General features: G+C 41.7%; 25 protein-coding genes. 21 read left to right on the forward strand and 4 right to left on the reverse strand.

Annotated elements, in window-relative coordinates; translation table 11 throughout:
• Positions 1–6 precede the first annotated feature (6 nt).
• Complete coding sequence (locus BA81_RS08905; protein WP_034281650.1) at positions 7–489, reverse strand: hypothetical protein; 483 nt, start codon at positions 487–489, stop codon at positions 7–9.
• Between the two features lie 120 nt (positions 490–609).
• Here BA81_RS08905 and glsA point away from each other — a divergent pair, with 120 nt between their 5' ends.
• From glsA to BA81_RS08930, 5 genes are all read left to right on the forward strand, one after another.
• Complete coding sequence (glsA, locus tag BA81_RS08910) at positions 610–1,539, forward strand: glutaminase A (protein ID WP_034281651.1); 930 nt, start codon at positions 610–612, stop codon at positions 1,537–1,539.
• 122 nt (positions 1,540–1,661) lie between these two features.
• Positions 1,662–1,943, forward strand: coding sequence for an Fpa/YlaN family protein (locus tag BA81_RS08915; protein ID WP_003212509.1), 282 nt, complete (start codon positions 1,662–1,664; stop codon positions 1,941–1,943).
• A gap of 209 nt (positions 1,944–2,152) precedes the next feature.
• Positions 2,153–3,364 (forward strand): putative lipid II flippase FtsW, encoded by a 1,212-nt coding sequence (gene ftsW / locus BA81_RS08920; protein WP_034281653.1) that lies wholly within the window; start codon positions 2,153–2,155, stop codon positions 3,362–3,364.
• Between the two features lie 79 nt (positions 3,365–3,443).
• Positions 3,444–6,890 (forward strand): pyruvate carboxylase, encoded by a 3,447-nt coding sequence (gene pyc, locus BA81_RS08925; RefSeq protein WP_034281655.1) that lies wholly within the window; start codon positions 3,444–3,446, stop codon positions 6,888–6,890.
• A gap of 98 nt (positions 6,891–6,988) precedes the next feature.
• Positions 6,989–8,425 carry a cryptochrome/photolyase family protein gene (locus BA81_RS08930; protein ID WP_227001716.1) on the forward strand — a complete coding sequence of 479 codons (1,437 nt, stop codon included), beginning with the start codon at positions 6,989–6,991 and terminating at the stop codon, positions 8,423–8,425.
• A gap of 37 nt (positions 8,426–8,462) precedes the next feature.
• Here BA81_RS08930 and BA81_RS08935 read toward each other — a convergent pair whose 3' ends face one another.
• The gene (locus BA81_RS08935; protein ID WP_034281657.1) at positions 8,463–9,386 is read right to left on the reverse strand and encodes a COX15/CtaA family protein; all 924 of its coding nucleotides are present in this window, start codon (positions 9,384–9,386) and stop codon (positions 8,463–8,465) included.
• Positions 9,387–9,779: 393 nt separating this feature from the next.
• Here BA81_RS08935 and cyoE point away from each other — a divergent pair, with 393 nt between their 5' ends.
• The 6 genes from cyoE to ctaG all read left to right on the forward strand — a co-directional run bounded on the left by cyoE (position 9,780) and on the right by ctaG (position 15,952).
• Positions 9,780–10,697, forward strand: a complete 918-nt coding sequence (gene cyoE / locus BA81_RS08940) for a heme o synthase (protein WP_034281660.1) — start codon at positions 9,780–9,782, stop codon at positions 10,695–10,697.
• 279 nt (positions 10,698–10,976) lie between these two features.
• Positions 10,977–12,044 (forward strand): cytochrome c oxidase subunit II, encoded by a 1,068-nt coding sequence (gene coxB, locus BA81_RS08945; RefSeq protein ID WP_034281662.1) that lies wholly within the window; start codon positions 10,977–10,979, stop codon positions 12,042–12,044.
• A gap of 175 nt (positions 12,045–12,219) precedes the next feature.
• Positions 12,220–14,091 carry a cytochrome c oxidase subunit I gene (gene ctaD / locus BA81_RS08950; RefSeq protein ID WP_034281664.1) on the forward strand — a complete coding sequence of 624 codons (1,872 nt, stop codon included), beginning with the start codon at positions 12,220–12,222 and terminating at the stop codon, positions 14,089–14,091.
• Entirely contained in the window at positions 14,091–14,711 is a 621-nt protein-coding gene (gene ctaE / locus BA81_RS08955) for a cytochrome c oxidase subunit III (RefSeq protein WP_024424780.1), read from the forward strand. The genes ctaD and ctaE overlap by 1 nt, the downstream gene beginning before the upstream one ends.
• A gap of 2 nt (positions 14,712–14,713) precedes the next feature.
• Positions 14,714–15,043 carry a cytochrome c oxidase subunit IVB gene (gene ctaF / locus BA81_RS08960; protein WP_024426910.1) on the forward strand — a complete coding sequence of 110 codons (330 nt, stop codon included), beginning with the start codon at positions 14,714–14,716 and terminating at the stop codon, positions 15,041–15,043.
• Positions 15,044–15,073: 30 nt separating this feature from the next.
• Positions 15,074–15,952, forward strand: a complete 879-nt coding sequence (gene ctaG, locus BA81_RS08965; RefSeq protein ID WP_034281665.1) for a cytochrome c oxidase assembly factor CtaG — start codon at positions 15,074–15,076, stop codon at positions 15,950–15,952.
• Positions 15,953–16,022: 70 nt separating this feature from the next.
• Here ctaG and BA81_RS08970 read toward each other — a convergent pair whose 3' ends face one another.
• On the reverse strand, positions 16,023–16,388 hold the full coding sequence (locus BA81_RS08970) for a YugN family protein (protein WP_024424282.1): 366 nt from the start codon (positions 16,386–16,388) through the stop codon (positions 16,023–16,025).
• 161 nt (positions 16,389–16,549) lie between these two features.
• Here BA81_RS08970 and BA81_RS08975 point away from each other — a divergent pair, with 161 nt between their 5' ends.
• The 9 genes from BA81_RS08975 to coaD all read left to right on the forward strand — a co-directional run bounded on the left by BA81_RS08975 (position 16,550) and on the right by coaD (position 21,607).
• On the forward strand, positions 16,550–16,972 hold the full coding sequence (locus tag BA81_RS08975; protein ID WP_029706548.1) for a CBS domain-containing protein: 423 nt from the start codon (positions 16,550–16,552) through the stop codon (positions 16,970–16,972).
• Positions 16,973–17,094: 122 nt separating this feature from the next.
• The gene (locus BA81_RS08980) at positions 17,095–18,138 is read left to right on the forward strand and encodes a CAP domain-containing protein (RefSeq protein ID WP_024424280.1); all 1,044 of its coding nucleotides are present in this window, start codon (positions 17,095–17,097) and stop codon (positions 18,136–18,138) included.
• Between the two features lie 109 nt (positions 18,139–18,247).
• Entirely contained in the window at positions 18,248–18,661 is a 414-nt protein-coding gene (locus tag BA81_RS08985; protein ID WP_034281667.1) for a YlbD family protein, read from the forward strand.
• A 19-nt stretch (positions 18,662–18,680) separates the two neighbouring features.
• Positions 18,681–18,929: a YlbE-like family protein gene (locus BA81_RS08990; RefSeq protein WP_024424278.1), complete on the forward strand. Its 249-nt coding sequence runs from the start codon at positions 18,681–18,683 to the stop codon at positions 18,927–18,929.
• 73 nt (positions 18,930–19,002) lie between these two features.
• A complete protein-coding gene (locus tag BA81_RS08995; RefSeq protein ID WP_034281669.1) occupies positions 19,003–19,410 on the forward strand; it encodes a hypothetical protein in 408 nt (135 codons plus the stop codon).
• A gap of 57 nt (positions 19,411–19,467) precedes the next feature.
• Positions 19,468–19,917, forward strand: coding sequence for a regulatory iron-sulfur-containing complex subunit RicF (gene ricF, locus BA81_RS09000; RefSeq protein WP_007499807.1), 450 nt, complete (start codon positions 19,468–19,470; stop codon positions 19,915–19,917).
• A 65-nt stretch (positions 19,918–19,982) separates the two neighbouring features.
• Positions 19,983–20,255, forward strand: a complete 273-nt coding sequence (locus tag BA81_RS09005) for a YlbG family protein (protein ID WP_024424276.1) — start codon at positions 19,983–19,985, stop codon at positions 20,253–20,255.
• Between the two features lie 310 nt (positions 20,256–20,565).
• The gene (gene rsmD, locus BA81_RS09010; protein ID WP_024426916.1) at positions 20,566–21,123 is read left to right on the forward strand and encodes a 16S rRNA (guanine(966)-N(2))-methyltransferase RsmD; all 558 of its coding nucleotides are present in this window, start codon (positions 20,566–20,568) and stop codon (positions 21,121–21,123) included.
• Between the two features lies 1 nt (position 21,124).
• Positions 21,125–21,607 (forward strand): pantetheine-phosphate adenylyltransferase, encoded by a 483-nt coding sequence (gene coaD / locus BA81_RS09015; protein WP_024424274.1) that lies wholly within the window; start codon positions 21,125–21,127, stop codon positions 21,605–21,607.
• 13 nt (positions 21,608–21,620) lie between these two features.
• On the opposite strand, the gene ylbJ is transcribed toward coaD, so the two are convergent.
• A complete protein-coding gene (ylbJ, locus tag BA81_RS09020; RefSeq protein ID WP_034281671.1) occupies positions 21,621–22,829 on the reverse strand; it encodes a sporulation integral membrane protein YlbJ in 1,209 nt (402 codons plus the stop codon).
• A 156-nt stretch (positions 22,830–22,985) separates the two neighbouring features.
• On the opposite strand from ylbJ, the gene BA81_RS09025 reads away from it, so the two are divergent.
• Entirely contained in the window at positions 22,986–23,765 is a 780-nt protein-coding gene (locus BA81_RS09025) for a patatin-like phospholipase family protein (RefSeq protein WP_034281674.1), read from the forward strand.
• The last annotated feature ends 4 nt before the right edge of the window (positions 23,766–23,769 follow it).

Below are 23,769 nucleotides of genomic sequence, written 5' to 3' on the forward strand. Positions count from 1 at the left end.
TCTGTCTTATGTAATGATGAGCTCTTTGACACCTTTTATCGGCTGAGTGAGGTTGGACTGATCTGCGAAATAAACGTGGATTGGTCCTTCTTCAGTCATCGGCTTCCCATTTTGGCTGAAGTGTGCAATGCTTTCCATTGCCTGAGAAAGCGGAACAGCAATTGTCTCTGTTTCTGTGACAAATTCGCATGTATCTGCATGTTCAAGCGGTTCTGCATTTTTCAGCATATCACCCAGCTTCATTCCGAAGCTGCCTGTGACGAGTCTTTCCTTTTCGTACTTCTTCTCTGTTTTTAAAGTGGGTGGAAGTGTTTGACCTTCTCTGATCACCCGCTCTTGGTCAAGCTCCTGATCCAGCTGATTTTCTTCATTTGCTGCGCTGTTTTCAAAAAATGAATCCATTAAAAATTTGCGGTCATCAAAAATCCATACACTTGGATCAATGGTGATCTTGTACTTTACGTTCCCCTTAATTTGAATAATACTCATGTTCAAGACAACCCCTTTCCACCATAAATTATAGAAGTTTTCTCCTGCTTTGTCACTTTCATAAACATGCTTCTCCTTGTACACACTAATCGTACATGAAACATAGGGAGGATATTGGGCATGGCATGTCGCGACAATGAAGAGCTTCAGCGATTTGTAGAAGAAGCAAAAAAAGTGGCCAAAGATGGCAAAGTAGCATCCTATATTCCCGCTCTCGCCAAAGCGGATCAGACAGATTTATCTGTGGCTGTGTACCATGTGAGTAATACTTGCCACTCGGCAGGAGATGTAGATAAACGCTTTACCCTGCAAAGTATTTCTAAAGTATTAGCCCTTGCGCTCGTACTCTCAGAAGAAGGGCCAAAAAAAGTCTTTCAATTTGTTGGACAAGAGCCTACAGGTGATCCGTTTAATTCAATGATTAAGCTGGAAACAGCAAGTCCGAATAAGCCGCTGAATCCAATGATTAATGCAGGAGCGCTTGCAGTCACAAGCTTAATAAGAGGAGCGACTCCGCAAGATCAGCTGAACCGCCTGCTTGGCTTTATTAGAGAGCTCGCAAATGATAAAAGCATTACATACTGCAAAGAGACAGCGGCATCCGAATTTGAGACATCGATGATTAACCGGGCTATGTGCTATTATATGAAGCAATATCATATTATTAGAGGGAACGTAGAAGAGGTCATGGACGTGTATACGAAACAATGCGCCATCATGATGAACAGCTTAGATTTGGCGAAAATTGCTTGTGTTTTTTCATTAGATGGCAGACATCCAGAGACGGGCCAGCAAATTCTTTCAAAAGATGTCGCTAGAATTTGTAAAACCTTTATGGTGACGTGCGGCATGTATAATGCAAGCGGGGAATTTGCCATTAATATCGGCATACCTGCTAAAAGCGGTGTTTCAGGCGGGATTATGGGAGCGGCACCATATGATTTTGGGATCGGAATTTTCGGTCCTGCACTGGATGAAAAAGGGAATAGTATTGCTGGGATTAAGCTGCTTGAGCTCATGAGTGAAAAATATGAGATGAGTATCTTTTAATGAGGAATGTCTTCTTTTTATTTTTACAAAGCGAACTGTACAAATCTGCTTGCAATTTTGGGCGTTTCGCTTTATGATAAATAGAAGAATTAGGTACTCGCCTGGGGAACGGAGGGATACTTTTGGCGTCAGAAATTTTAGTCGATCATCGGCAAAAAGCACTGGCTTTATTAAAATTGGATGCAGATAAAATTTTAAAATTGATCCAAGTGCAAATGGACAACTTAACGATGCCGCAATGTCCTCTTTATGAAGAGGTTTTAGATACTCAAATGTTCGGATTATCGAGGGAGATTGATTTTGCTGTCCGGCTTGGATTAGTTGATCAACATGAAGGCAAGAAACTACTCGATAAACTTGAGAGAGAGCTTTCCGCACTTCATGATGCGTTCACAAAAAAATAACGATTGAAAACTCAAACTTCCACAACATAGGTTTGAGTTTTTTTGTCCTCTCATTTCTTTTATGGATTGACGGCAAACGGACTTGATTCTTTCATGAATGACGAACAATATAAAAGAGGTAAAACGGGATCAAACGGAGAAAATGTAGTAGAATAAGAACAGCTAAGAAGATATCAAGCAGTAGAAACAGACGTTAGGAAGAGGATTATATGTTAAAGAGAATGCTAAAATCGTATGACTACTCATTATTGTTCGCCATCATCTTAATCAGCGCATTCGGTTTGGTTATGGTATATAGCTCAAGTATGATTACATCTGTTATCAGATACGATGCCGCGCCAGATAACTTTTTTAAGAAACAGCTCTTATTTATGATTGTTGGAGCAGCCATCTTAATCTTTACAGCATTAGTTCCATATCAGCTGTTTTCAAATAAGAAATTCCAGATTGGTATGCTGCTGATTTCAGTTTTTTCCCTCATCTATGTGTACTTTCTCGGTCATGTTGCAGGGAACGCAAGAAGCTGGATCAAATTAGGCCCTTTTAGTCTTCAGCCAGCTGAATTTGTGAAGATTGTCGTCATCATCTATCTTGCTGCGGTCTATGCCAAAAAGCAGCATTATATTGATCATATTTTAAGAGGTGTCACGCCTCCAATCGTGATTGTCTCTATCCTGTGCGGATTTATCATTTTGCAGCCAGACTATGGGACAGCCTTTATTATTGGCATGATTGCCCTTGCGATGATTTTATGCTCAGGCTTTAGCGGCAAAACGCTTGCGAAGCTGCTGGCGCTATTTAGCGCAGTGATGGTCGTCGTGACCCCGTTTATTATTCTTTTTTGGGATAAAATTTTCACGCAAAATCGTCTCGGACGTTTTGAGAGTTTCCAAGATCCATTTAAAGATGCAGGGGCTACTGGGCATCAATTGATTAATTCATATTATGCGATTGGATCAGGCGGCTTTTTTGGACTCGGTCTAGGGGAAAGTGTTCAAAAGTACGGGTATCTTCCAGAACCGCACACAGATTTTATCATGGCAATTATCTCAGAAGAGCTTGGTTTTTTCGGCGTGTTTTTTGTTCTCGCTCTTCTTGGTTTCATCGTCGTGAAAGGTTTTTATATTGCGAGAAAGTGTGAAGATCCGTTTGGAAGTTTGCTTGCAATAGGAATTTCCTCCATGATTGCGATCCAAACTTGTATCAATTTAGGCGGTGTTTCAGGTCTTATTCCAATTACTGGGGTGACACTTCCGTTTATCAGCTACGGGGGATCGTCTATCATTTTACTTAGCATCTGTATGGGAATGCTGCTGAATATCAGCATGTTTACTGAATATAAAGAGCGTTATAAAAAGAAAAAATCAATAAGCAGACCATCGGTTGAAAAAAATGGATTGCAGAAAACTTTGAATCTTTAGAAAACAAAAGTGTACAGTTTTCATTTCTTCCTTTATTATAGAGTACATATAAAATTTTAAGGGATATGGAGGAGTGAGAATGTCACAGAGAACAATTCAAAAGGTTCTAGTTGCAAACAGAGGGGAAATCGCTATCAGAGTCTTCAGGGCCTGTACAGAGCTCAACTTACGTACAGTGGCCATTTATTCCAAAGAAGACTCTGGCTCTTATCATCGCTATAAAGCTGATGAAGCATATCTAGTTGGAGAAGGGAAAAAACCGATTGATGCCTACCTCGATATCGAGGGGATCATCGAAATTGCAAAACGAAATGACGTGGATGCGATTCATCCAGGCTACGGATTTTTATCCGAAAACATTCATTTTGCAAGACGATGCGAAGAGGAAGGCATTCAATTTATCGGTCCAACTTCTCAGCATTTAGATATGTTTGGAGATAAAGTAAAGGCGAGAGATGAAGCGAAAAAAGCTGGTATTCCAGTCATTCCAGGAAGTGACGGACCAGTTGATTCGGTCGAAGAAGTCGAAAAATTCGGTGAAGAATACGGTTACCCGTTTATTATTAAAGCTTCACTAGGCGGCGGCGGCCGGGGTATGCGCATTGTCAGATCAAAAGAAGAGCTGAAGGAAGCCTATGACCGTGCGAAGTCAGAGGCAAAAGCTGCTTTTGGAAATGACGAAGTATACGTTGAAAAGCTGATTGAAAATCCAAAACATATTGAAGTGCAGGTGATTGGAGACAATCACGGCAATATCATTCATTTATATGAGCGTGACTGCTCTGTTCAAAGGCGGCATCAAAAGGTCATTGAAGTGGCGCCAAGTGTGTCTCTAACAGATCAATTGCGTGAAGATATTTGCGAAGCAGCTGTCCAGCTGGCCAAGAATGTATCATACATTAATGCAGGGACTGTAGAATTCCTTGTTGCAAATGGAGAGTTTTACTTTATTGAAGTCAATCCAAGGGTGCAGGTAGAACACACGATTACAGAAATGATCACAGGTGTCGATATCGTTCAAACCCAAATTCTTGTTGCAAAGGGGCATAACCTTCACAGCAAAGAAGTTGGTATTCCAAAGCAAGAAGATATCTTTACACACGGCTTTGCCATTCAATCAAGGGTCACAACAGAAGATCCTTTAAATGACTTTATGCCAGACACAGGAAAAATTATGGCCTACCGCTCAGGTGGGGGATTTGGTGTACGTCTTGATACAGGGAACAGCTTCCAAGGTGCGGTCATTACACCTTATTACGACTCACTATTGGTCAAGCTGTCTACATGGGCGCTCACGTTTGATCAAGCGGCTGCTAAAATGGTTCGAAATTTACAAGAATTCAGGATTCGCGGGATTAAAACTAACATCCCATTTCTTGAAAATGTGGCTAAGCATGAGAAGTTCCTAAAAGGGGAATACGATACATCGTTTATCGACTCAACGCCAGAGCTATTTAATTTCCCTAAGCAAAAAGACCGTGGAACGAAGATGCTGACTTATATTGGTAACGTTACCATTAATGGGTTCCCGGGTATTGCGGAGAAAAAGAAGCCTCATTTTGACAAGCCAGACGTACCGAAGCTTCCTCTTAATCAAGAGATTCCGTCTGGGACAAAACAATTGTTAGATACGCATGGACCTGAGGGACTTGCCAACTGGGTAAAAGAACAAAATAACGTCCTTTTAACTGACACAACCTTTAGAGATGCGCATCAGTCTCTGCTTGCGACACGCTTCAGAACACATGATTTAAAGAAAGTTGCCCAGCCGACAGCAGGTTTATGGCCAGAGCTGTTTAGTATGGAAATGTGGGGCGGGGCTACATTTGATGTTGCGTACCGTTTCTTAAAAGAAGATCCTTGGGAACGATTGAAAGAGCTTCGTCAAGAAGTGCCAAACACGCTGTTCCAAATGCTGTTAAGATCATCAAATGCTGTCGGATATACAAACTATCCGGATAATGTGATCAAAGCATTTGTAAAAGAATCAGCCGAGGCAGGCATTGATGTGTTCCGTATTTTCGACAGCTTAAACTGGGTCAAAGGCATGACGCTTGCCATTGATTCTGTTCGGGAATCAGGCAAAGTGGCAGAGGCGGCCATTTGTTATACGGGAGATATTCTTGATCCATCTCGTCCAAAATATGATCTTGATTACTATGTATCTCTTGCAAAAGAGCTTGAATCTGCCGGCGCGCATATTTTAGGTATTAAAGATATGGCGGGGCTATTAAAACCGCAGGCAGCCTACGAGCTAGTCTCTGCTTTAAAAGATGAGCTTACGATCCCTATCCACCTTCATACGCATGACACGAGTGGAAATGGACTGTTCACCTATGCAAGAGCGATTGATGCAGGTGTTGATATTGTGGATGTTGCCGTCAGCTCTATGGCAGGACTCACATCGCAGCCAAGTGCAAGCTCACTTTATTATGCTTTAGATGGACATGAAAGAAAGCCAGACATGAATGTCCAATCTGTCGAACGCCTTTCTCAATACTGGGATTCCGTCAGAAAATACTATCATGAATTTGAAAGCGGCATGAATTCGCCTCATACAGAAATTTATGAGCATGAAATGCCTGGCGGTCAATATAGTAACTTGCAGCAGCAGGCGAAAGGTGTCGGTCTTGGCGAGCGCTGGAATGAAGTAAAGGAAATGTACAGACGTGTGAATGACATGTTTGGTGATATTGTAAAGGTAACACCATCCTCTAAAGTAGTTGGAGATATGGCACTTTACATGGTGCAAAATGATCTAACAGAAGAAGATGTTTATGAAAAAGGCGCAACACTAGACTTCCCGGATTCTGTTGTGGAATTATTTAAAGGCTATTTAGGCCAGCCGCATGGCGGATTCCCAGAAAAGCTGCAAAAGCTGATTTTAAAAGGGGAAGAGCCTCTTACTGTCAGACCTGGTGAGAAGCTGAAGCCAGTGGACTTTGAAGACATTAAGAAGCAGTTCAAAGAATCTCATGACCTGACGTTAACAGAGCAAGACGCAATTGCGTATGCCTTATATCCGAAAGTCTTTTCTGAATTTGTCCAAACAGCAGAAAGCTATGGTGACATCTCTGTTCTTGATACACCAACGTTCTTCTACGGGATGAGGCTTGGAGAAGAGATTGAGGTAGAAATCGAAAAAGGAAAAACCCTGATTGTCAAACTCGTATCAATTGGTGAACCGAATCCAGATGCCACAAGAGTTCTTTACTTTGAGTTAAATGGCCAGCCGCGTGAAGTGGTGATTAAGGATGAAAGCATCAAATCCTCCGTTCAAGAAAAAATGAAGGCGGACCGTTCAAATCCAAATCACATCGCCGCATCGATGCCAGGCACTGTCATTAAAGTACTCGTGGAAAAAGGGCAGAAAATTTCACAAGGTGAGCATTTGATGATCAATGAAGCCATGAAAATGGAAACGACTGTACAAGCACCATTTTCTGCGGTCGTAGATGAAATACATGTGACAAATGGAGAACCGATTCAAACCGGTGATCTGTTAATCGTATTAAAGCCTGAATAAGAAGTGAGACACATCCACCGTGATGTGTCTTTTTTGAGCGCATTAAAATGTGCAGCAGCCAGTGAGAGTGATTACACTATAGAGTGAGGTGAAGAAGGTTGGACAACATTGTTGTGATTTGGTTTCGCCGGGATATGCGATTAGATGATCATATCGCCTTATCAAAAGCGATCACATATGCAAAAAAACACGAGTACAAATTATTTGCTCTTTATCATCTAGATCCATTTTTTACTGAAATGGACCTCGATTTAAACAACGAACATTTTTTTCAAAGCTTGGCGCATTTTATCAAGAAAGCAAGAGAATCTCAAATGTATGTTCATCTTCTCTATGGTGATGTCTTGCGTGCCTTTCAGCAAGTTATCGATGTGTATGACATCAAAGCTGTCTTTTTTAATGAAGATCAAGTGGGAATCGGTCAAAAGCGTGACCATCAAGTAACCGCTTTTTTAGAAAAGAAGGGCATTCATGTATCAAAATGGCAAGATACACACCTTCACGGGGCGCAAGATATCTTAAAAAGGGATGGCACTCATTATCAAGTGTTTACTCCATACTATCAATCATGGCGAAAGCAAGAGAAGCAGCCTGTGATAAAAGTTGACAAATCATTTCTCAGCAGCGCTCATACGATTTGTGATGAGTCACTTTCACACAAAGGGAATGACAAACTACGCAGTATAATCATGAGATGCTCAAGAAAATTTGATCAAATCGGTTCACGCAAAGCGATGAACACGCTGCATGACTTTATCCAAAAAAGACTAACACGTTACCATGAAAAACGAGATATGCCATCTGTTTTTGGAACGAGCAAGCTGTCACGTTTCTTGAAAACAGGGACTATCTCAATTCGAACGATCTTTTATGCGGTACATGAGGAAGCACTGTTTGAAGACGAGGGCAGAGAAACCTTTATCAAAGAGCTGGCGTGGCGAGATTTTTACCATATGATTTATGCTCATTATCCAGAAATGAAAGAAAAAGAAATCAATTCAGCGTTTCAAGGGATGAAATGGAATGAAGATGAGACGCTGTTTGAAGCATGGTGTAAAGGTGAAACAGGCTTTCCTCTCGTTGATGCAGGGATGAGACAGTTAAATGAGGAAGGCTGGATGCATAACCGTTTAAGGATGGTCACCGCCTCATTTTTAACAAAGGATTATTTGATTGATTGGAGAAAGGGAGAATCGTATTTTGCAAAAAAGCTTGTGGATTATGATGAGGCTTCGAATATCGGAGGATTTCAGTGGGCAGCTTCTGTTGGGACAGATGCCGTGCCGTACTTCCGTATTTTTAACCCAACGACCCAGTCAAAGCGGTTTGATCCAAGCGGGGAATATATTAGAAGATATGTACGAGAGCTAGAGCATGTTGAGGAAAAATGGATTCATGAACCAAGTAAAATGCCGATAGATGAACAACGGAAATCGAGCTGTGTGCTGGGTGATACATACCCGCTGCCGACAGTTGATCACAAGGAAAGACGCAAAAAAGCCATCTCGCTATTCGAAGAAGCAAAACGACAATAAAGAATCCCCCTCTCTACATGAAAGGGGGATACAATTTTTATCTAAATGGCTCTTTGCTTTCATATTTAAACCGGGCAATAAGTAAGCAGAAGTAGCATAGTACCCCAAACAAACAAGAAATAAAGAATGAATGAGCCAGCGCGTAACCAAGTGCAAGCTGAGAATAAACAGACATCACACCTGAAATGGCTTGAAGTGTAATCAGAATGGCTGAGATAATCCACCCATAATAAAGCTGCTTCTGTTCTTTATAATGTTTTATGGCATGGAACATAGCGACAAATATCCAGACGAATAAAAGAAGTGCTGCTGCTCGGTGAGACATTTGAACCCACTGATTAAAATACGCTGGAAGCGCACCGTCTTTTGAACAAAACGGGAAGACAGAACAAGCAAGGCTTGACTTTGTATGTCTCACATAAGCGCCCGTATATACCACGATATACGTATACGTAATCAACCCATAAATATGGAACTGCATTTTTTTGCCGATATGAAGCGGCTTCACAAGCTTTGTTTCAGATCTGGTTGCTTCAAAGACAAGAAGTGCAAGCAGTAATACTGAAGCAAATGAAATGAGTGAAATACCGAAGTGCAGTGCCATCACAAGTGCGTTAGAACCAAATACGACGGCAAGAGCTCCTAACAGCGCTTGAAGCATTAAAAATATAATGGACATGATGACCAAAAATTTGGTTTCACGGAATACTGGACTAATTTTTTTCCAGCATAAGACCGCCAGTGCCAGAACAAGAATGGTGGAAACCCCTGTTGACATGCGGTGACTCCATTCGATGATGGAAGCGGGGTTCATTTCAGGAAAGAAACGACCGTGGCAAAGGGGCCACTGTCTACCGCAGCCAAGACCCGAACCGGTTTTCGTCACAAGCGCACCGCCAATCAGCACGATCAGCATCACAAACGTTGTGATCACGCTCAATAGCCTTAAAGCAAATTTCATCAAATTATTTCACCTTCTCTAAAAAACTTCTGATGTAAATGAAAACCTCACATGCTCTCAAGTTTAAGCCAAATGCGTGTTCTGTTGCAATTCATAATGACCAAAGTTCACAAAAAAATGATATGTTAGTTCACAAAGTTTACAGATTTAGAGTGCTTGATCTTTCTTTGACAGTCTGATAGAAATAGAGGAGAGAATATTTCATTTTGCACCGCCTTCTGAAACACACATATATCCTAATAAATTCACGAAAAGTTCACAAATAACTTCAAGTTTGTCGTTTATTATTTAATAGGATGTTTTTTTACAGCTGTTTATCTTGTATGATAGAGTTGTAATGATTTTACGTGTCATTCGTTCGTTTGAAGGTTTGGGCAAGGGAGGTTATACACATTGGCAAATTCCAAAACAGCCGCGGAAGCAGCTATTCATGGACAAATAGAAGAAACAACAGCGTGGAAAGATTTTCTTGCTCTGATTAAAATGGGCATCGTCAATTCCAATTTCATTACGACATTTACTGGAATGTGGCTTGCTTTTTATTTTACAGGTATGAGTTTTCTTGGAAATCTTGATATTGTGCTGTTAACAATGATTGGTTCTTCTCTTATTATTGCCGGTTCATGCGCAATTAATAATGCGTTTGACCGTGATATTGATATATTAATGGAAAGAACAAAAACAAGACCGACGGTTACAGGTAAAATTCAGCCGGGGCAAGCGTATGCATTTGGCATTCTGCTTGTTGTATTAGGACTCATTATGCTTCTGATGACAACCATTACATCAGCAGTGATTGGATTTATTGGAGTCTTTACTTATGCGGTTCTTTACACCATGTGGTCTAAACGCCATTACACGATCAATACAGTTATCGGAAGTGTATCTGGCGCGGTTCCGCCATTAATCGGCTGGACAGCTGTCACAGGTACAATCGACACAACGGCTTGGGTTTTGTTTATGATTATGTTCATTTGGCAAATCCCGCACTTCCTGTCACTTGCGATTAAGAAAACGGAAGATTACCGTAAGGCGGGCATTCCAATGCTGCCAGTTGTTTACGGCTTTGAAGTCACAAAACGCCAGATCATCATTTGGACAGCATGTCTTCTACCGCTTCCATTTTTCTTAGGTGGATTAGGATGGCCGATTGTCGCACTTGGTACATTGCTTAATATTGGATGGCTTGTTATTGGCCTTATGGGCTTTAAAATGAAAGACATCATGAAGTGGTCGACGCTCATGTTCGTTTATTCATTAAACTACTTAACCATCTTTTTCGTAGCGATGATTATTATTACACTATTCTAGAGTGAAATACACTTTGATCACATCAAAACAATGGCTATATCTTATAACACAACATTTTCTAACAACTATGAAAGCCGCCTGATATTCAGTTCTATTTAGGCGGCTTTCTGTTTATACATAGATGGTATTTTGAGTAAAAACATCATTTTTTTATGAAAAGAGGAAATGTAAGTGCTTTTATAAGAGGCGGGGGTTATAGATGGGTGAGAAGTGATTTTATAAATAAGAGGTAAAAAGCGAAAGGCAAAGGAGATCAAGCAAAAGGGGTTGGGACAAATTATGATAAGAAAATGGCGTGTTTATTCACTGTTTCTCTTACTGACGCTCGTTTTGGCGGGCTGTGGTGAACCATACTTATCAACACTCAAGCCAGTTGGGGAAGTAGCAGATAAACAGTTTTTCCTAACGGTACTGAGTACACTTATTATGGTTCTTGTCGTCATTGTTGTATCGATCATTTTCTTTTACGTCATCATTAAATTCAAACGTTCTAAAGTGGGAGAAGATACGATTCCAAAGCAGGTGGAAGGGAACCGCAACTTGGAAATCACATGGACAGCGATTCCGATTCTTCTACTCATTATTCTCGTTGTACCTGTTGTTGCATACACGCTTGAACTAGGGGACACAAGCGCTATGGATAAGAAAAAACGAGATCCTGAAAAGACACTTGTTGTTAATGTAAGGGCCAGCTTATATTGGTGGGAATTTGAATACCCTGATTATGGGATTGTCACAAGTCAGGAATTGATCGTACCAACAGATCAAAAGGTGTATTTTAAGCTGAAAGCATCCGATGTCAAACACTCATTCTGGATTCCATCGGCTGGCGGTAAAATTGATACAAACACAGATAATGAGAACAAATTTTATTTAACCTTTGACTCGAAACGAACGAAAGATGCAGGGGAATATTTCTACGGGAAATGTGCGGAGCTTTGCGGGCCGTCACATGCTTTAATGGACTTTAAAGTTAAAACGCTTTCTCAAGATGAGTTCTTAGGATGGACGAAAAAAATGGCTGATTACAAGAAGCCTGAATCCACAAAGGATCTCGCTTTAGAGGGTGAAAAGCTATTTAAAGAGAAAAACTGCTTAAGCTGTCACGCAGTAGAGCCTGGTGACAAGCGGCCGGAAGCAGCAAGGACAGCACCAAACCTTGCGACCTTCGGAGAGCGAACGAAAGTAGCTGGAATCAAAGACATGAACAAAGAAAATGTGAAAGCATGGCTGAAAGATCCGGAAAGCTTTAAACCAGGTAATAAAATGACAGGAACGTACCCTAAATTAAATGACTCAGAAGCAGATGCACTTTACGAGTATTTAAAAGGTCTTAAAATCGAGTAACGCCTAGAGCAGATATTCAAGAGGGTATGTGATCGATGTGAAGTTTTTGTTAAGAGCTCCCGAATATGTCTCTACAACCGAGAAGCCGTCATCTGTCAGACATAGTCTGCTTAAAGGATCGTGAAGAAAGACATCTATATGAAAAGGGGCAAATGGGAGATAAGAGGGGGATTTCATGGTGAGTACAATAGCTAAAAAGCGGGGGTTTGGCGCTGTCTTATGGGATTACTTGACAACGGTTGACCACAAAAAAATTGCCATATTATATTTAGTGGCAGGGGGATTTTTCTTTTTGGTTGGCGGGATAGAAGCGATGTTTATCCGTATTCAGCTAGCCATCCCTGAAAGTGATTTTGTCAGTGCAGGGGTTTACAATGAAATCATGACGATGCATGGAACGACAATGATTTTCCTTGCAGCTATGCCGCTTTTATTTGCATTAATGAATGCGGTTGTACCAATTCAAATTGGTGCACGTGACGTAGCATTTCCGTTTGTGAATTCACTTGGTTTTTGGTTATTCTTTTTCGGAGGAATTTTCTTAAACCTTGGATGGTTTATGGGCGGAGCACCTGATGCTGGCTGGACTGCATACGCTTCGCTCACGCTGAATTCAGAAGGGCATGGAATGGATTTCTATATTTTAGGTTTGCAGATTGCGGGTATTGGTACGCTGATTGCCGGGATTAACTTTCTTGCAACGATTATTAATATGAGAGCGCCTGGCATGACGTATATGAGAATGCCGCTCTTTACTTGGACGACATTTGTCGCCTCTGCACTTATTTTATTCGCATTCCCGCCGCTGACAGCAGGGCTTGCGATGCTGATGCTTGATAGAATGTTTGATACGAGCTTTTTCAATCCAGAGCTTGGAGGAAATACAATCATTTGGGAGCATTTGTTCTGGATTTTCGGACACCCGGAAGTATATATCTTGATCCTGCCGGCATTCGGGATCTTCTCTGAGATCATTCCGGTGTTTGCAAGAAAAAGATTGTTTGGTTACTCGTCCATGGTGTTCGCTACTGTATTGATTGGTTTCCTTGGATTCATGGTATGGGCGCATCACATGTTCACTACGGGGCTTGGACCTATCGCCAATGCGATCTTTGCTGTAGCGACAATGGCAATTGCGGTGCCAACAGGAATTAAAGTATTCAACTGGCTGCTCACGATATGGGGCGGTAATGTGAAGTTTACAACGCCGATGCTTTATTCTGTTGCCTTTATTCCGTCGTTCTTACTTGGCGGGGTAACTGGGGTCATGCTTGCGGCAGCTGCAGCGGATTATCAGTTCCATGATACGTATTTTGTTGTGGCGCATTTTCATTACGTCATTATCGGCGGGGTTGTATTCGGTATTCTAGCAGGTGTGCATTACTGGTGGCCGAAGATGTTTGGAAAAATACTGAATGAGAAGCTTGGAAAAATTGGCTTTGTGCTGTTTTTCATCGGTTTCCATTTAACTTTCTTTATCCAGCATTTTCTCGGTCTATGGGGCATGCCGCGCCGGGTCTTTACATTCCTGCCAGGTCAGGGTCTCGAGCTTGGGAACTTGATCAGTACGATTGGGGCACTGTTTATGTTTGTAGCTGTTGTGATCATGCTGATTAATATCATCTGGACAACAGCCAAAGGGGAGCGTGTATCGAGCGATCCTTGGGGAGATGGAAGAACACTTGAATGGGCAGTGTCTTCGCCTCCGCCAGAATACAACTTTAAACAGCTTCCGCTTGTTAGAGGACTAGATCCATTATGGATTGAAAAAATGGATGGTAAAAAAGGAATGACAGCATCTGAACCGCTCGATGATATTCACATGCCGAATAACTCCATCTTGCCTGTCATTATCTCATTCGGTCTATTTGTGTCAGCGTTTGGTTTCATGTATCGTCAAGAGCACAGCTGGGGGCTTCCGGTGATCTTCATTGGTCTTGGCATTACGTTTGCGACCATGCTGGTTAGGTCTCTGAAAGATGATCATGGATACCATATTCACAAAGAAGATTTGACTGACGACGATGATAAAGGGGTGAAAGCATAATGGAACCACAAAAAATGACGGCGGAAACCTTTCCGGCTTCTCCTGAGAAGGCCACGTTAGAAGGGAAGAATAAGTTTGTCGGGTTCTGGCTGTTTCTTGGAGGAGAAACCGTTCTGTTTGCATCGCTTTTCGCCACTTATTTGGCGCTGAAAAACTCAAATGCAGGCGGAGCAAAAACAACTGATATGTTTGACCTCACACTTGTCTTTATTGCCACAATGCTTCTATTAACGAGTAGTTTAACGAGTGTGTATGCCATGTATCATATGAAAAACTTTGCCTTTAAAAAGATGCAGCTTTGGCTTGGTATCACGGTCCTTTTAGGTGCTGGATTTTTAGGGGTTGAGATTTATGAGTTTTATCACTATGTGCATGCGTATGAGTTTACGATTACCAGCTCAGCTCTTGGTTCTTCCTTCTATACACTTGTAGGAACTCACGGAGCTCACGTTGCCTTCGGACTTTGCTGGATTACCGCTCTTATGATTCGAAATATGAGACGCGGACTTGATTTATACAATGCGCCGAAATATTATGTGGCAAGTCTCTATTGGCACTTCATTGATGTTGTGTGGGTCTTCATCTTTACCGTTGTATATTTAATGGGAATGGTGGGATAAGAATGGGAAATAAAAACACAAATCAGTCCAAAGTCGATCTTGTATATCGTAAAAAGAAAAATGCCGAGGAAATGAAGCATCAGCTCATTTCCTTCGGCTTGATGATTGGATTAACATTTGTTGCGTTTTTAACGATCGCCTCAGAAGACGTTGGAAATTGGTTCGCAGTACCATTTATTTTACTGCTTGCAGGCATTCAGGTAGCTTTTCAGCTTTATTATTTTATGCACATGAACCAAAAAGGGCATGAAACACCCGCCTTGTTTCTATACTCAGGTGTGTTTGTTGCGTTTATTACCGTATTAGCCTTTTTGACCATTATATGGTGGTAAACCCGCTTTGCCCTTGAAGGAGGCGCAGCAATGGAGAACTTAGAAATATTCGGATTTCGGGCATTATGGAGCCCTTATTATTTGACTTGTATTGTGATAGCAGCTGCTCTTTATCTGCTTCTTGTGACAAAGGGAAAGCACCGTGCGACGGTGAAAGAGAAAACGTTATTTCTGACGGGGCTTGTTCTGTTATATGCTGTGAAAGGGAGCCCAATTGATTTAATGGGGCATATTATGTTTAGTGCACATATGGCGCAAATGGCGGTGCTGTACCTAGTCATCCCGCCTCTCCTTATTACAGGATTGCCTCCAGCCATATGGGAGCGGATCATTCAAACACCAGGTATTCAAGCTGTTTTCCGTTTGTTTTCCAAACCTTTAATTGCACTGCTTGGATTTAACGGATTGTTTTCGCTGTATCACATTCCGCTTGTGTTTGATTTTGTGAAAACAGATCCGTTTTACCACGCATTGATGACGGTGGTTATTTTTATCGCTGCCTTTTTCATGTGGTGGCCGCTTGTCCATAAAGTCCAAAGTCAGCCGCAGATCACAGGCATTTTGAAGCTTGGATATATCATGGCAGACGGGATATTGATGACTCCGGCCTGTGCACTCATCATGTTTAGTGAGGCACCGATCTATGCAACCTATTCAGATGCAGGCGCATGGATACAAGCACTGCATTTATGTGTGCCAAGTGATATGCTTGCAGGCCTTGCTCTCACTGGCCCTGATATGTTCCACACATTGCCGCTGCTAGAGGACCAGCAGCTAGGTGCCATTTTAATGAAAATTATTCAGGAGATTGTGTACGGCTCTATTCTTGCTGTTGTCTTCTTTGACTGGGCAAGAAAAGAAAGAGCGAAAGATGCCGTACCAGATGCGCTTATTCCGAAATATGAATAAAAAAAGCACAGCCATCTGGCTGTGCTTTCATCGTATGAGGAAAAGGGCTAAATCATTTTAGCTCTTTGTTTTATGCTTCAGCCGTCATGGCTTCTAGTTTTTCCTTCAGCTGTGCAAGTGTTTTTTTGCTCGATTGGATGAGAGACTTAGGGAATTCTTCGCCTTCGCCGTATTCAACGCCATGTGGATAATAGTGTTTTCCAAGTAATGGTGTTAGAAGCTGAATGTGTGCTTTTTTGGAACCGACATCTCCTTCAGTAGCGTAGCCGGAAATCCGTAAATAAAAGGTTCCCTCTACCATGCTGTACTTTCTGTCGTATGTCACACGCTCATAATCCCATTGATCGGCTCGTACAAATCCTTCACTTTCCATAATGAAATCTAATTTATTTAAGTCAGCTGATACCTTTTCAATCCCCGTACCTTCAAACTTCACCCAAAACCCCTCCTTATAAAATTTCCCTTTACTGACAATCATAGTATGAAAGCGTTAAACTTTCAACTGTGAAAGGTATGTTCTTTTATAAGCTGGTTACAGTAATAAAGAAAATAACGGATGGAGGAATCAACGTGAAAACGAAAAAAATCAAAGATATTATGACCAAAAAAGTAGTGACATGTAATCAAGATGACAATACGTATGAAGCAGCAGTCAAAATGAGAGATGCTGATATTGGTGCCATTCCAGTGGTTGACGGAGATCAGCTCGTAGGAATAGTGACAGACCGTGACCTTGTGCTTAGAGGCATTGCAGAAAAAAAGCCAAACTCACAGGAAGTAGGCTCGCTGATGACAAAGGAAGTATTAACAGCTGAAGAAGATGCAACACTTGAAGAAATTGTCCGGCTCATGTCAGAGCATCAGCTCCGCCGCATTCCCGTTGTGAAAAACGGCGCATTAACAGGGATTGTCGCTCTTGGAGATTTATCAGTCGAAGATTTATCAAATGATCGCGCGGGAGAGGCACTGACAGAAATCTCTCAACAGGATCAAGATCATGGACAAGGATTTCTTCATTAAGAGGGGCATATTTTAAATTCGTGTTAAATAGGCTGTATTGTCGTTGATAAATGGAGCAAGTTTTGTTTAAATGACAGTAGAAGGTACTTTTTGTACCTTGCCAATTTAACGGAGGTGTTTATTTGAAAACTGTGCTCAAAACACTCCTCATCCTCCTGATTATATCTGGAACGTACGTTCTGTTTATTCAATATGGATCTTCACCAGAAAAAGAAAACAGCAATGAACCGAAGGTGTCTAATGAAGAAACATCTAGCGATAAGCCGATCAACATCCCAAAAAAAGGGCTCATGTCCTTTATGGGGAAATCTTCAAACGAAGTGCTTAAACAGCTGGGAGAACCAGATCGAATTGATCCTTCCGCATATGATTATGACTGGTGGATTTACAACCAATCGAAGAAGCACTATATTCAAGTAGGGGTAAAGGATAGTAAAGTGGTGACCTTGTTTGCAACAGGAGACGGTCTGAATGTAGAACCGTTTAAAATCGGTCAAGCCACAAGTGAAGTATTTAAGAAAACACAAATTGCACCTTACATTCATGTGGAGGATGAACAAAATTCATACCGCTTTGAATTCTCAGAAGATGATATGAATACAAGACCTACTGTGAAAGTGGGAGATGATGTGTATGTTCAGCTTTACATGGATAAGTTTGAAAGCACCCTTTCAAGTATCAGGGCCTTCAACGCAGATACATTTGTGAAACAAAAGCCGTATGAGGTGGTCTACCGAGGTCAATTGGTAGAACCTGAGGCGATATCAGGCGAAAAGTGGAAAGATATCGAAGCTTCCAGTCAAAAACAAATTTTTGATATGACCAATATTATCCGCCATAAGTACAACCTGCCGATCTTAAAGTGGGATGATGAAACCTCTGAAGTGGCATTCATGCATAGTGAGGACATGAAAGAGAATCATTATTTCTCCCATGAATCTAAAAAATACGGTACGCTGAAAGACCGGTTAGAAAGAGGCGAGGTGGGCTTTCAGCTCGCAGGTGAAAACATTGCCTATAACTATGTCGATGGACCTGCAGCGGTAGAAGGCTGGCTCAATAGTGAAGGTCACAGGAAGGCGTTATTAAATAAAGATTACACGCATCTTGGCGTAGGGGTGAAAGAAAAATATTACACTCAAAATTTCATCAAGAAAACTTCTTAAACGAAAGCAGCTGCTGGTCGCAGCTGTTTTTTTGATGGTTAAAAAGAGGCTCACCAAAACAGATGCTGGTGTATATAGTATAGTAGGCATTTGTATGGGGGGTGAGGATATGACAAACAAGCAAAAACAAACATCCATTGATGAATTTAAACAATTCGTCAGACGCCATCCGAAGTTAATTCAAGAAGTGCAAACGCAAGAAAAAAGCTGGCAAAGTGTATACGAGAATTGGGTCATGTTTGGTGAGGAAGATGAGATGTGGTCACCTTACCGGCAATCGAAATCTGAAGATGCGAAAGAAGAAAAAGCCTCTAAGCCAAGTGAAACAGGAAAAGCAGATTTTATGTCTAAAATGGTTTCTGCTGTGAAAAAAATGGACGCTGATCAAATGAATGAACAGATTAACAAAATGAGCCAGTCTATTTCCTCTTTACAAAGCTTGCTCGGCCAATTTTCATCCAATGGTTCAAAGAAAGGTTCATCTGGAGGCAGTCAGCACCCATTCTCCTTCAGGAAAGATTAAGTGAAAGGGGATGCTTCTGGTGCGAAAAGAAGTACAGGAATTTGTCATGGCCGAAGAGGAGCGAATCAAATTCATAAGGCAGCGTCCTATCTGGTACAGACAGCTGACGCGACATCCTGAAAATCTAACGTCCTTTGAATTAGATAAAATGAACTTTTACGAAAAAACCATTCCTCATCGTGTGAGTCAGTTGAGCAATAGCGTCCAAATGGCTGAAATGATGATTCAAATGTTCCAAGCAATGCGCAATCAAAATGGAGCCGGTTGAGGCTTTTTTTGAGTTGATTAAGATGTCTATTTCCTGAGCATCCTATAAAAGTAGATGAAAGGAGAATCAGATGATGAAATGGATGCTGTCAATAGGCGCATTGCTTTTTCTTGTCACCGGGTGTCAAAGTCAACATGAAGAAAAGCAAGTGATTAAGCAAGACCCAGCAGTACCAGTCATGCAGCAAGCCCAAAGCGAAATGAAGCAGCAAGGCTTTTTGAAATACAAAGTGCAAGGGTCGTCTGTCTATATAGAAAGTACACTTCAAGATTTTCATCTTCAGCCAAAGCGTCTGAAAAAGAACGAGAAGGCGGGATATTTCACAGTGTATGTAGACGGGAAACGTGCAGGGAATGAGTATACCGCGGCATTTGTGGTCAAGCATCTTTCAAAAGGAAAGCATAAAATGACTGTTGTGCTGAATTCCCGTCATCCTGAATATAAACAGAAAAGAGAAACATGGGATGTATTTGTCACGTAAAAGCATTTTCTGATCCATAGGTTTCGTGGTAAACTATGAATTGGAGGTGCAACATTTATGTATGCGACAATCGAATCTGTGGAGCTCCAAGAGGAAGCAAATCAATTGGCTGCCATGATTCTTCAGTCGGAGGAGGCTGAACATTACCGCAACTGCTTTAAGCGTCTCCAGCAAGACGAAGAAGCCCAACAAATTATTGCCCATTTTACAAAAGTAAAAGAGCAGTATGAGGATGTGCAGCGGTTCGGCAAATATCATCCGGACTATAGAACGATCTCAAAGGAAATGCGTGAGGTCAAAAGAAAGCTAGATCTTCACGATACAGTGGTTGATTTCAAAAAAGCAGAAACAGCGATTCAATCCATCTTAGATGAGATTAGTATTGAAATCGGTCAAGCTGTATCAGCATATATTAAAGTTCCAACAGGGAACCCATATTTTGATGGTCTATCATCATGCGGCGGTGGCTGTGGATCAGGTGGCAGCTGCGGCTGTAAAGTATCTTGACGAGACTTGAATGTCTCGTCTTTTACATAATGAATGAAAAGAATTGAAAAGCGGCAGGTGAAAAGATGGAAACCAAACGTCAAGGGATGGTCGTCTGGCTGCATTCGTTAAAGCAGTCAAAAGCGCTAAGAAAATTCGGGAATGTTCACTATATTTCAAGGAAAATGAAATATGCTGTGATCTATTGTGATATGGATGATCTTGAGCGCCATATGGCTAAACTCAGCTCGTTACCATTTGTGAAACGTGTTGAGCCTTCATATAAACCTTTTATTAAATTAGAGTACGAATCCAAATTGGACAAAGCAAAAGAGTATGATTATAAGGTGGGCTTTTAAAGACACAAAAAAATCCCCGCGGCATCACCCGCGGGGTCCTTCTATTCTTAATGATTCATTAAGGAGAAGGCAAAGGGAGAGGAGAAACCGGAGGAAGAACTTATGGGGAAACGTAAGTCTTCTCCGCGGTTGGCAACAGCACCACATCAGATGCTGTTATAAGTAGTATGACCCCGGATTTCTTGATCTATACATAGAAAATGAATGAATATCCGCGCATTGTTCCTTGAGGAGTGATGTGGTAAGATAATGTTGAATTTTTTGTCATAAACAATGACGAATAGAAGCAAGTAGAAAAAGTGGTGGAAAAATGAGAGTCATCTCTGGAACGAGAAAAGGCCGCACACTTAAAGCGGTACCAGGTCAATCAACAAGACCGACGACAGATAAAGTAAAAGAATCAATATTTAATATGATCGGCCCGTATTTTGATGGCGGATGGGCTCTTGATTTATTTGCAGGAAGCGGTGGTTTAGGGATTGAAGCGCTTTCTAGAGGATTCGATCATTGCATATTTGTTGATCGAGATATAAAGGCGATTCAGACGATTAAAGGAAACCTGAATCAATTGTCGCTAATGGATCAAAGTGAAGTGTTTCGAAATGAAGCAAAGCGTGCACTTGCAGCTGTTGTGAAACGAGAGGAATCCTTTCAAGCCATTTTCCTTGATCCGCCCTATAAAGATCAACAGCTAAAAGCACTTCTTGAAATGATTGACGAGCACGCCTTGTTAACAGATGACGGCGTGATCGTGTGTGAGCATGATAAAGATGTGAAGCTACCAGAAGAAGCAGGGCAGCTCCACATCACAAGACAGGAACTGTACGGATTGACTGGTATTACGATCTATAGAAAGCGGGGAAATTAGCATGGGGAACATAGCCGTTTGTCCGGGCAGCTTCGATCCAGTTACATTGGGGCATTTGGATATCATCAAAAGAGGTGCAAAGATTTTTGATGAAGTGTATGTATGTGTACTAAATAATTCATCTAAAAAACCGTTATTTACTGTTGAAGAACGGTGTGAGCTTATTCGCCAAGCAACGAAGGAGCTGCCAAATATCAAAGTTGAATCGTTTCACGGTCTGCTTGTTGATTATGCGAAGCAAAAAGAAGCCAAAGTTATTTTACGCGGACTAAGAGCTGTGACGGACTTTGAGTATGAGATGCAAGGCACCTCAATGAACAAAGTGTTAGACGATGAAATTGAAACGTTTTTTATGATGACCAACAATCAATATTCCTTCTTAAGCTCCAGCATTGTCAAAGAAGTAGCGAAATATCATGGAGCAGTCAACGATCTTGTACCAAAAGAGGTAGAAGCAGCGCTGAAGGAAAAATTTAATGGATGAGTGCACCCGGCACTCATCCATTTTTTAATTTCCGATAGTATAGCGCGATATACACTATCATACTGCAAAGTGTGATGAAGGGACCGGCTTTCACAAGCTGATTCCAAAGCACGCTGCTGAACATGACGACCTGCTGGCTTGCATCAAAGGCGCCCGCTGGGAGAGCCATGTTTGATCGAGAGACATAAAGAGGCTTGAATAATAAAAAGGCAAAAACAGCTGCATAAATTCCGTGAAGCAAACGGGCGAAGAAAAACGGTTTAAAGCGGATATCGGTTGCAGCTAAAATGCCGGCGACTTGGGCTTGAACAGAAAACCCGCTGAATCCTAAAATAAAGCTGACGACAATGGTTTTAGCGAGAAGGGTGACTTCCTGTGACCCCGTCATCTGGCTTCCTAATGTGATTTCAAATAAACCGGCAATCATGGCAAGGTCTAATTCTGGCGGAAGATGCATCGTTTGCAGCATATATCCGAGCCCGATAGATAAAAGGTCTGTCACATGGACAACTGAAAGCATTTTGCTAAACACAGAAAATAAGATAATAAAGCCGCCAATCATAAAGAGTGTTTGGACTGATGACATGACTGCATCACTTAAAATTTGGCCGAGCGGTCTTTTCTCTGCGAGTCTTGCTGTATGAAGAGCATTGAATGCCTCTTTAAACGGCGGGAATAAAAACTTCTTTCGGCTTCTTAGGTGTGCATCATGCCGCGCTTTATATCCCCTCATCGTCACACCAACAGCGAGATTCCCTAAATAATGAGCGCTGGCCAATACAATGCCTAAAGCTGGATGATGAAAAAAACCAACAGCCACCGCACCGAAAATAAACAATGGATTCGATGAATTTGTAAAGGAAACGAGACGCTCTGCTTCGATCCGCGTCAGCTGCCTTTCCTGCCTCAGTCTTGTCGTTAATTTCGCACCAGAAGGAAACCCTGAAGCCATTCCCATAGCCAGTACAAATCCTCCTACACCCGGCACCCGGAAGATGGGGCGCATAAATGGCTCTAATAATACCCCGACAAATCTGACAATCCCAAAACTAATTAATAGCTCGGATAAAATAAAAAAAGGAAGCAATGATGGAAATACAACCTCCCACCACATTGCAAGTCCATTTTTCGATGCTTGCAAAGAGGCTTGTGGGTGTGTAATCACAGTGGCTGTTAAGAAAATAAAAAAAGCAGCGATGAACAGAGTGTTCCATTTTTTCATGGAGATTTCGCCCCTTGCCGTTATGATCTATTGGCGAGCTCGTGATTATAGAAAAAGAAACTAGCCGAGCCTGTCTTCTATTACTATACGAGCAGTAGGGGCATGTTTAGACCTATAGATTCGTATATATGCATAGAAAGAGGAGGGTGGATTTTCATGAAGCGACCGGTCATCGGGCTTGCACTAGGCTCCGGGGGTGCGAGGGGAATGGCGCATATCGGGGTTTTGTCTAGTCTTGAGAAGCAAGGGATACAGGTAGATATGATCGCTGGAAGCAGTATTGGCGCACTTGTTGGGAGCTTTTATGCGGCAGGACAAGACGTAGAAAAAATGAAAAAACTTGCACTTGTCTTCAGAAGAAAGTATTATGCTGACTATACACTGCCAAAAATCGGTCTTTTAAAAGGAAATCGAATTTTGCAGCTGATTCACACGTTTACATATGGGAAAAAATTCGAAGAATTAAGAATGCCCCTTGCGGTGGTTGCCTGTGACCTCGAAACAGGGGAGAAGGTTGTGTTTAAAGAAGGGTCTGTCTCACAAGCAGTCAGAGCAAGCATCAGCATTCCAGGCGTGTTTGTTCCTCATGAAATGGGCGGCAGACAACTAGTGGATGGAGCGGTTGTTGACCGCATTCCTGTGTCTGTTTTAAAAGAAATGGGCGCAGACCTTATTATCGCCTCTGATGTATCTAGGGTGAAAAAAACAGAAAAGGCGACGAGATTATCGGATGTGATTATGCAAAGTTTGGACATCCTTCAAAATGAATTGGTCCGTCATCAAACCATTCATGCAGATCTCATGATTCGGCCGAGGCTTGAAACATTCAGCTCCAGTTCATTCACACAGGTTCAGGAGATGATTGAAGCTGGTGAGCTCGCCGCAGACCAATTAGCAGGTGAACTGAAAGATGTCATTGATAAATGGGAGTGTTAATCGA

It is taken from the genome of Bacillus safensis FO-36b (assembly GCF_000691165.1).
Taxonomy (GTDB): domain Bacteria; phylum Bacillota; class Bacilli; order Bacillales; family Bacillaceae; genus Bacillus; species Bacillus safensis.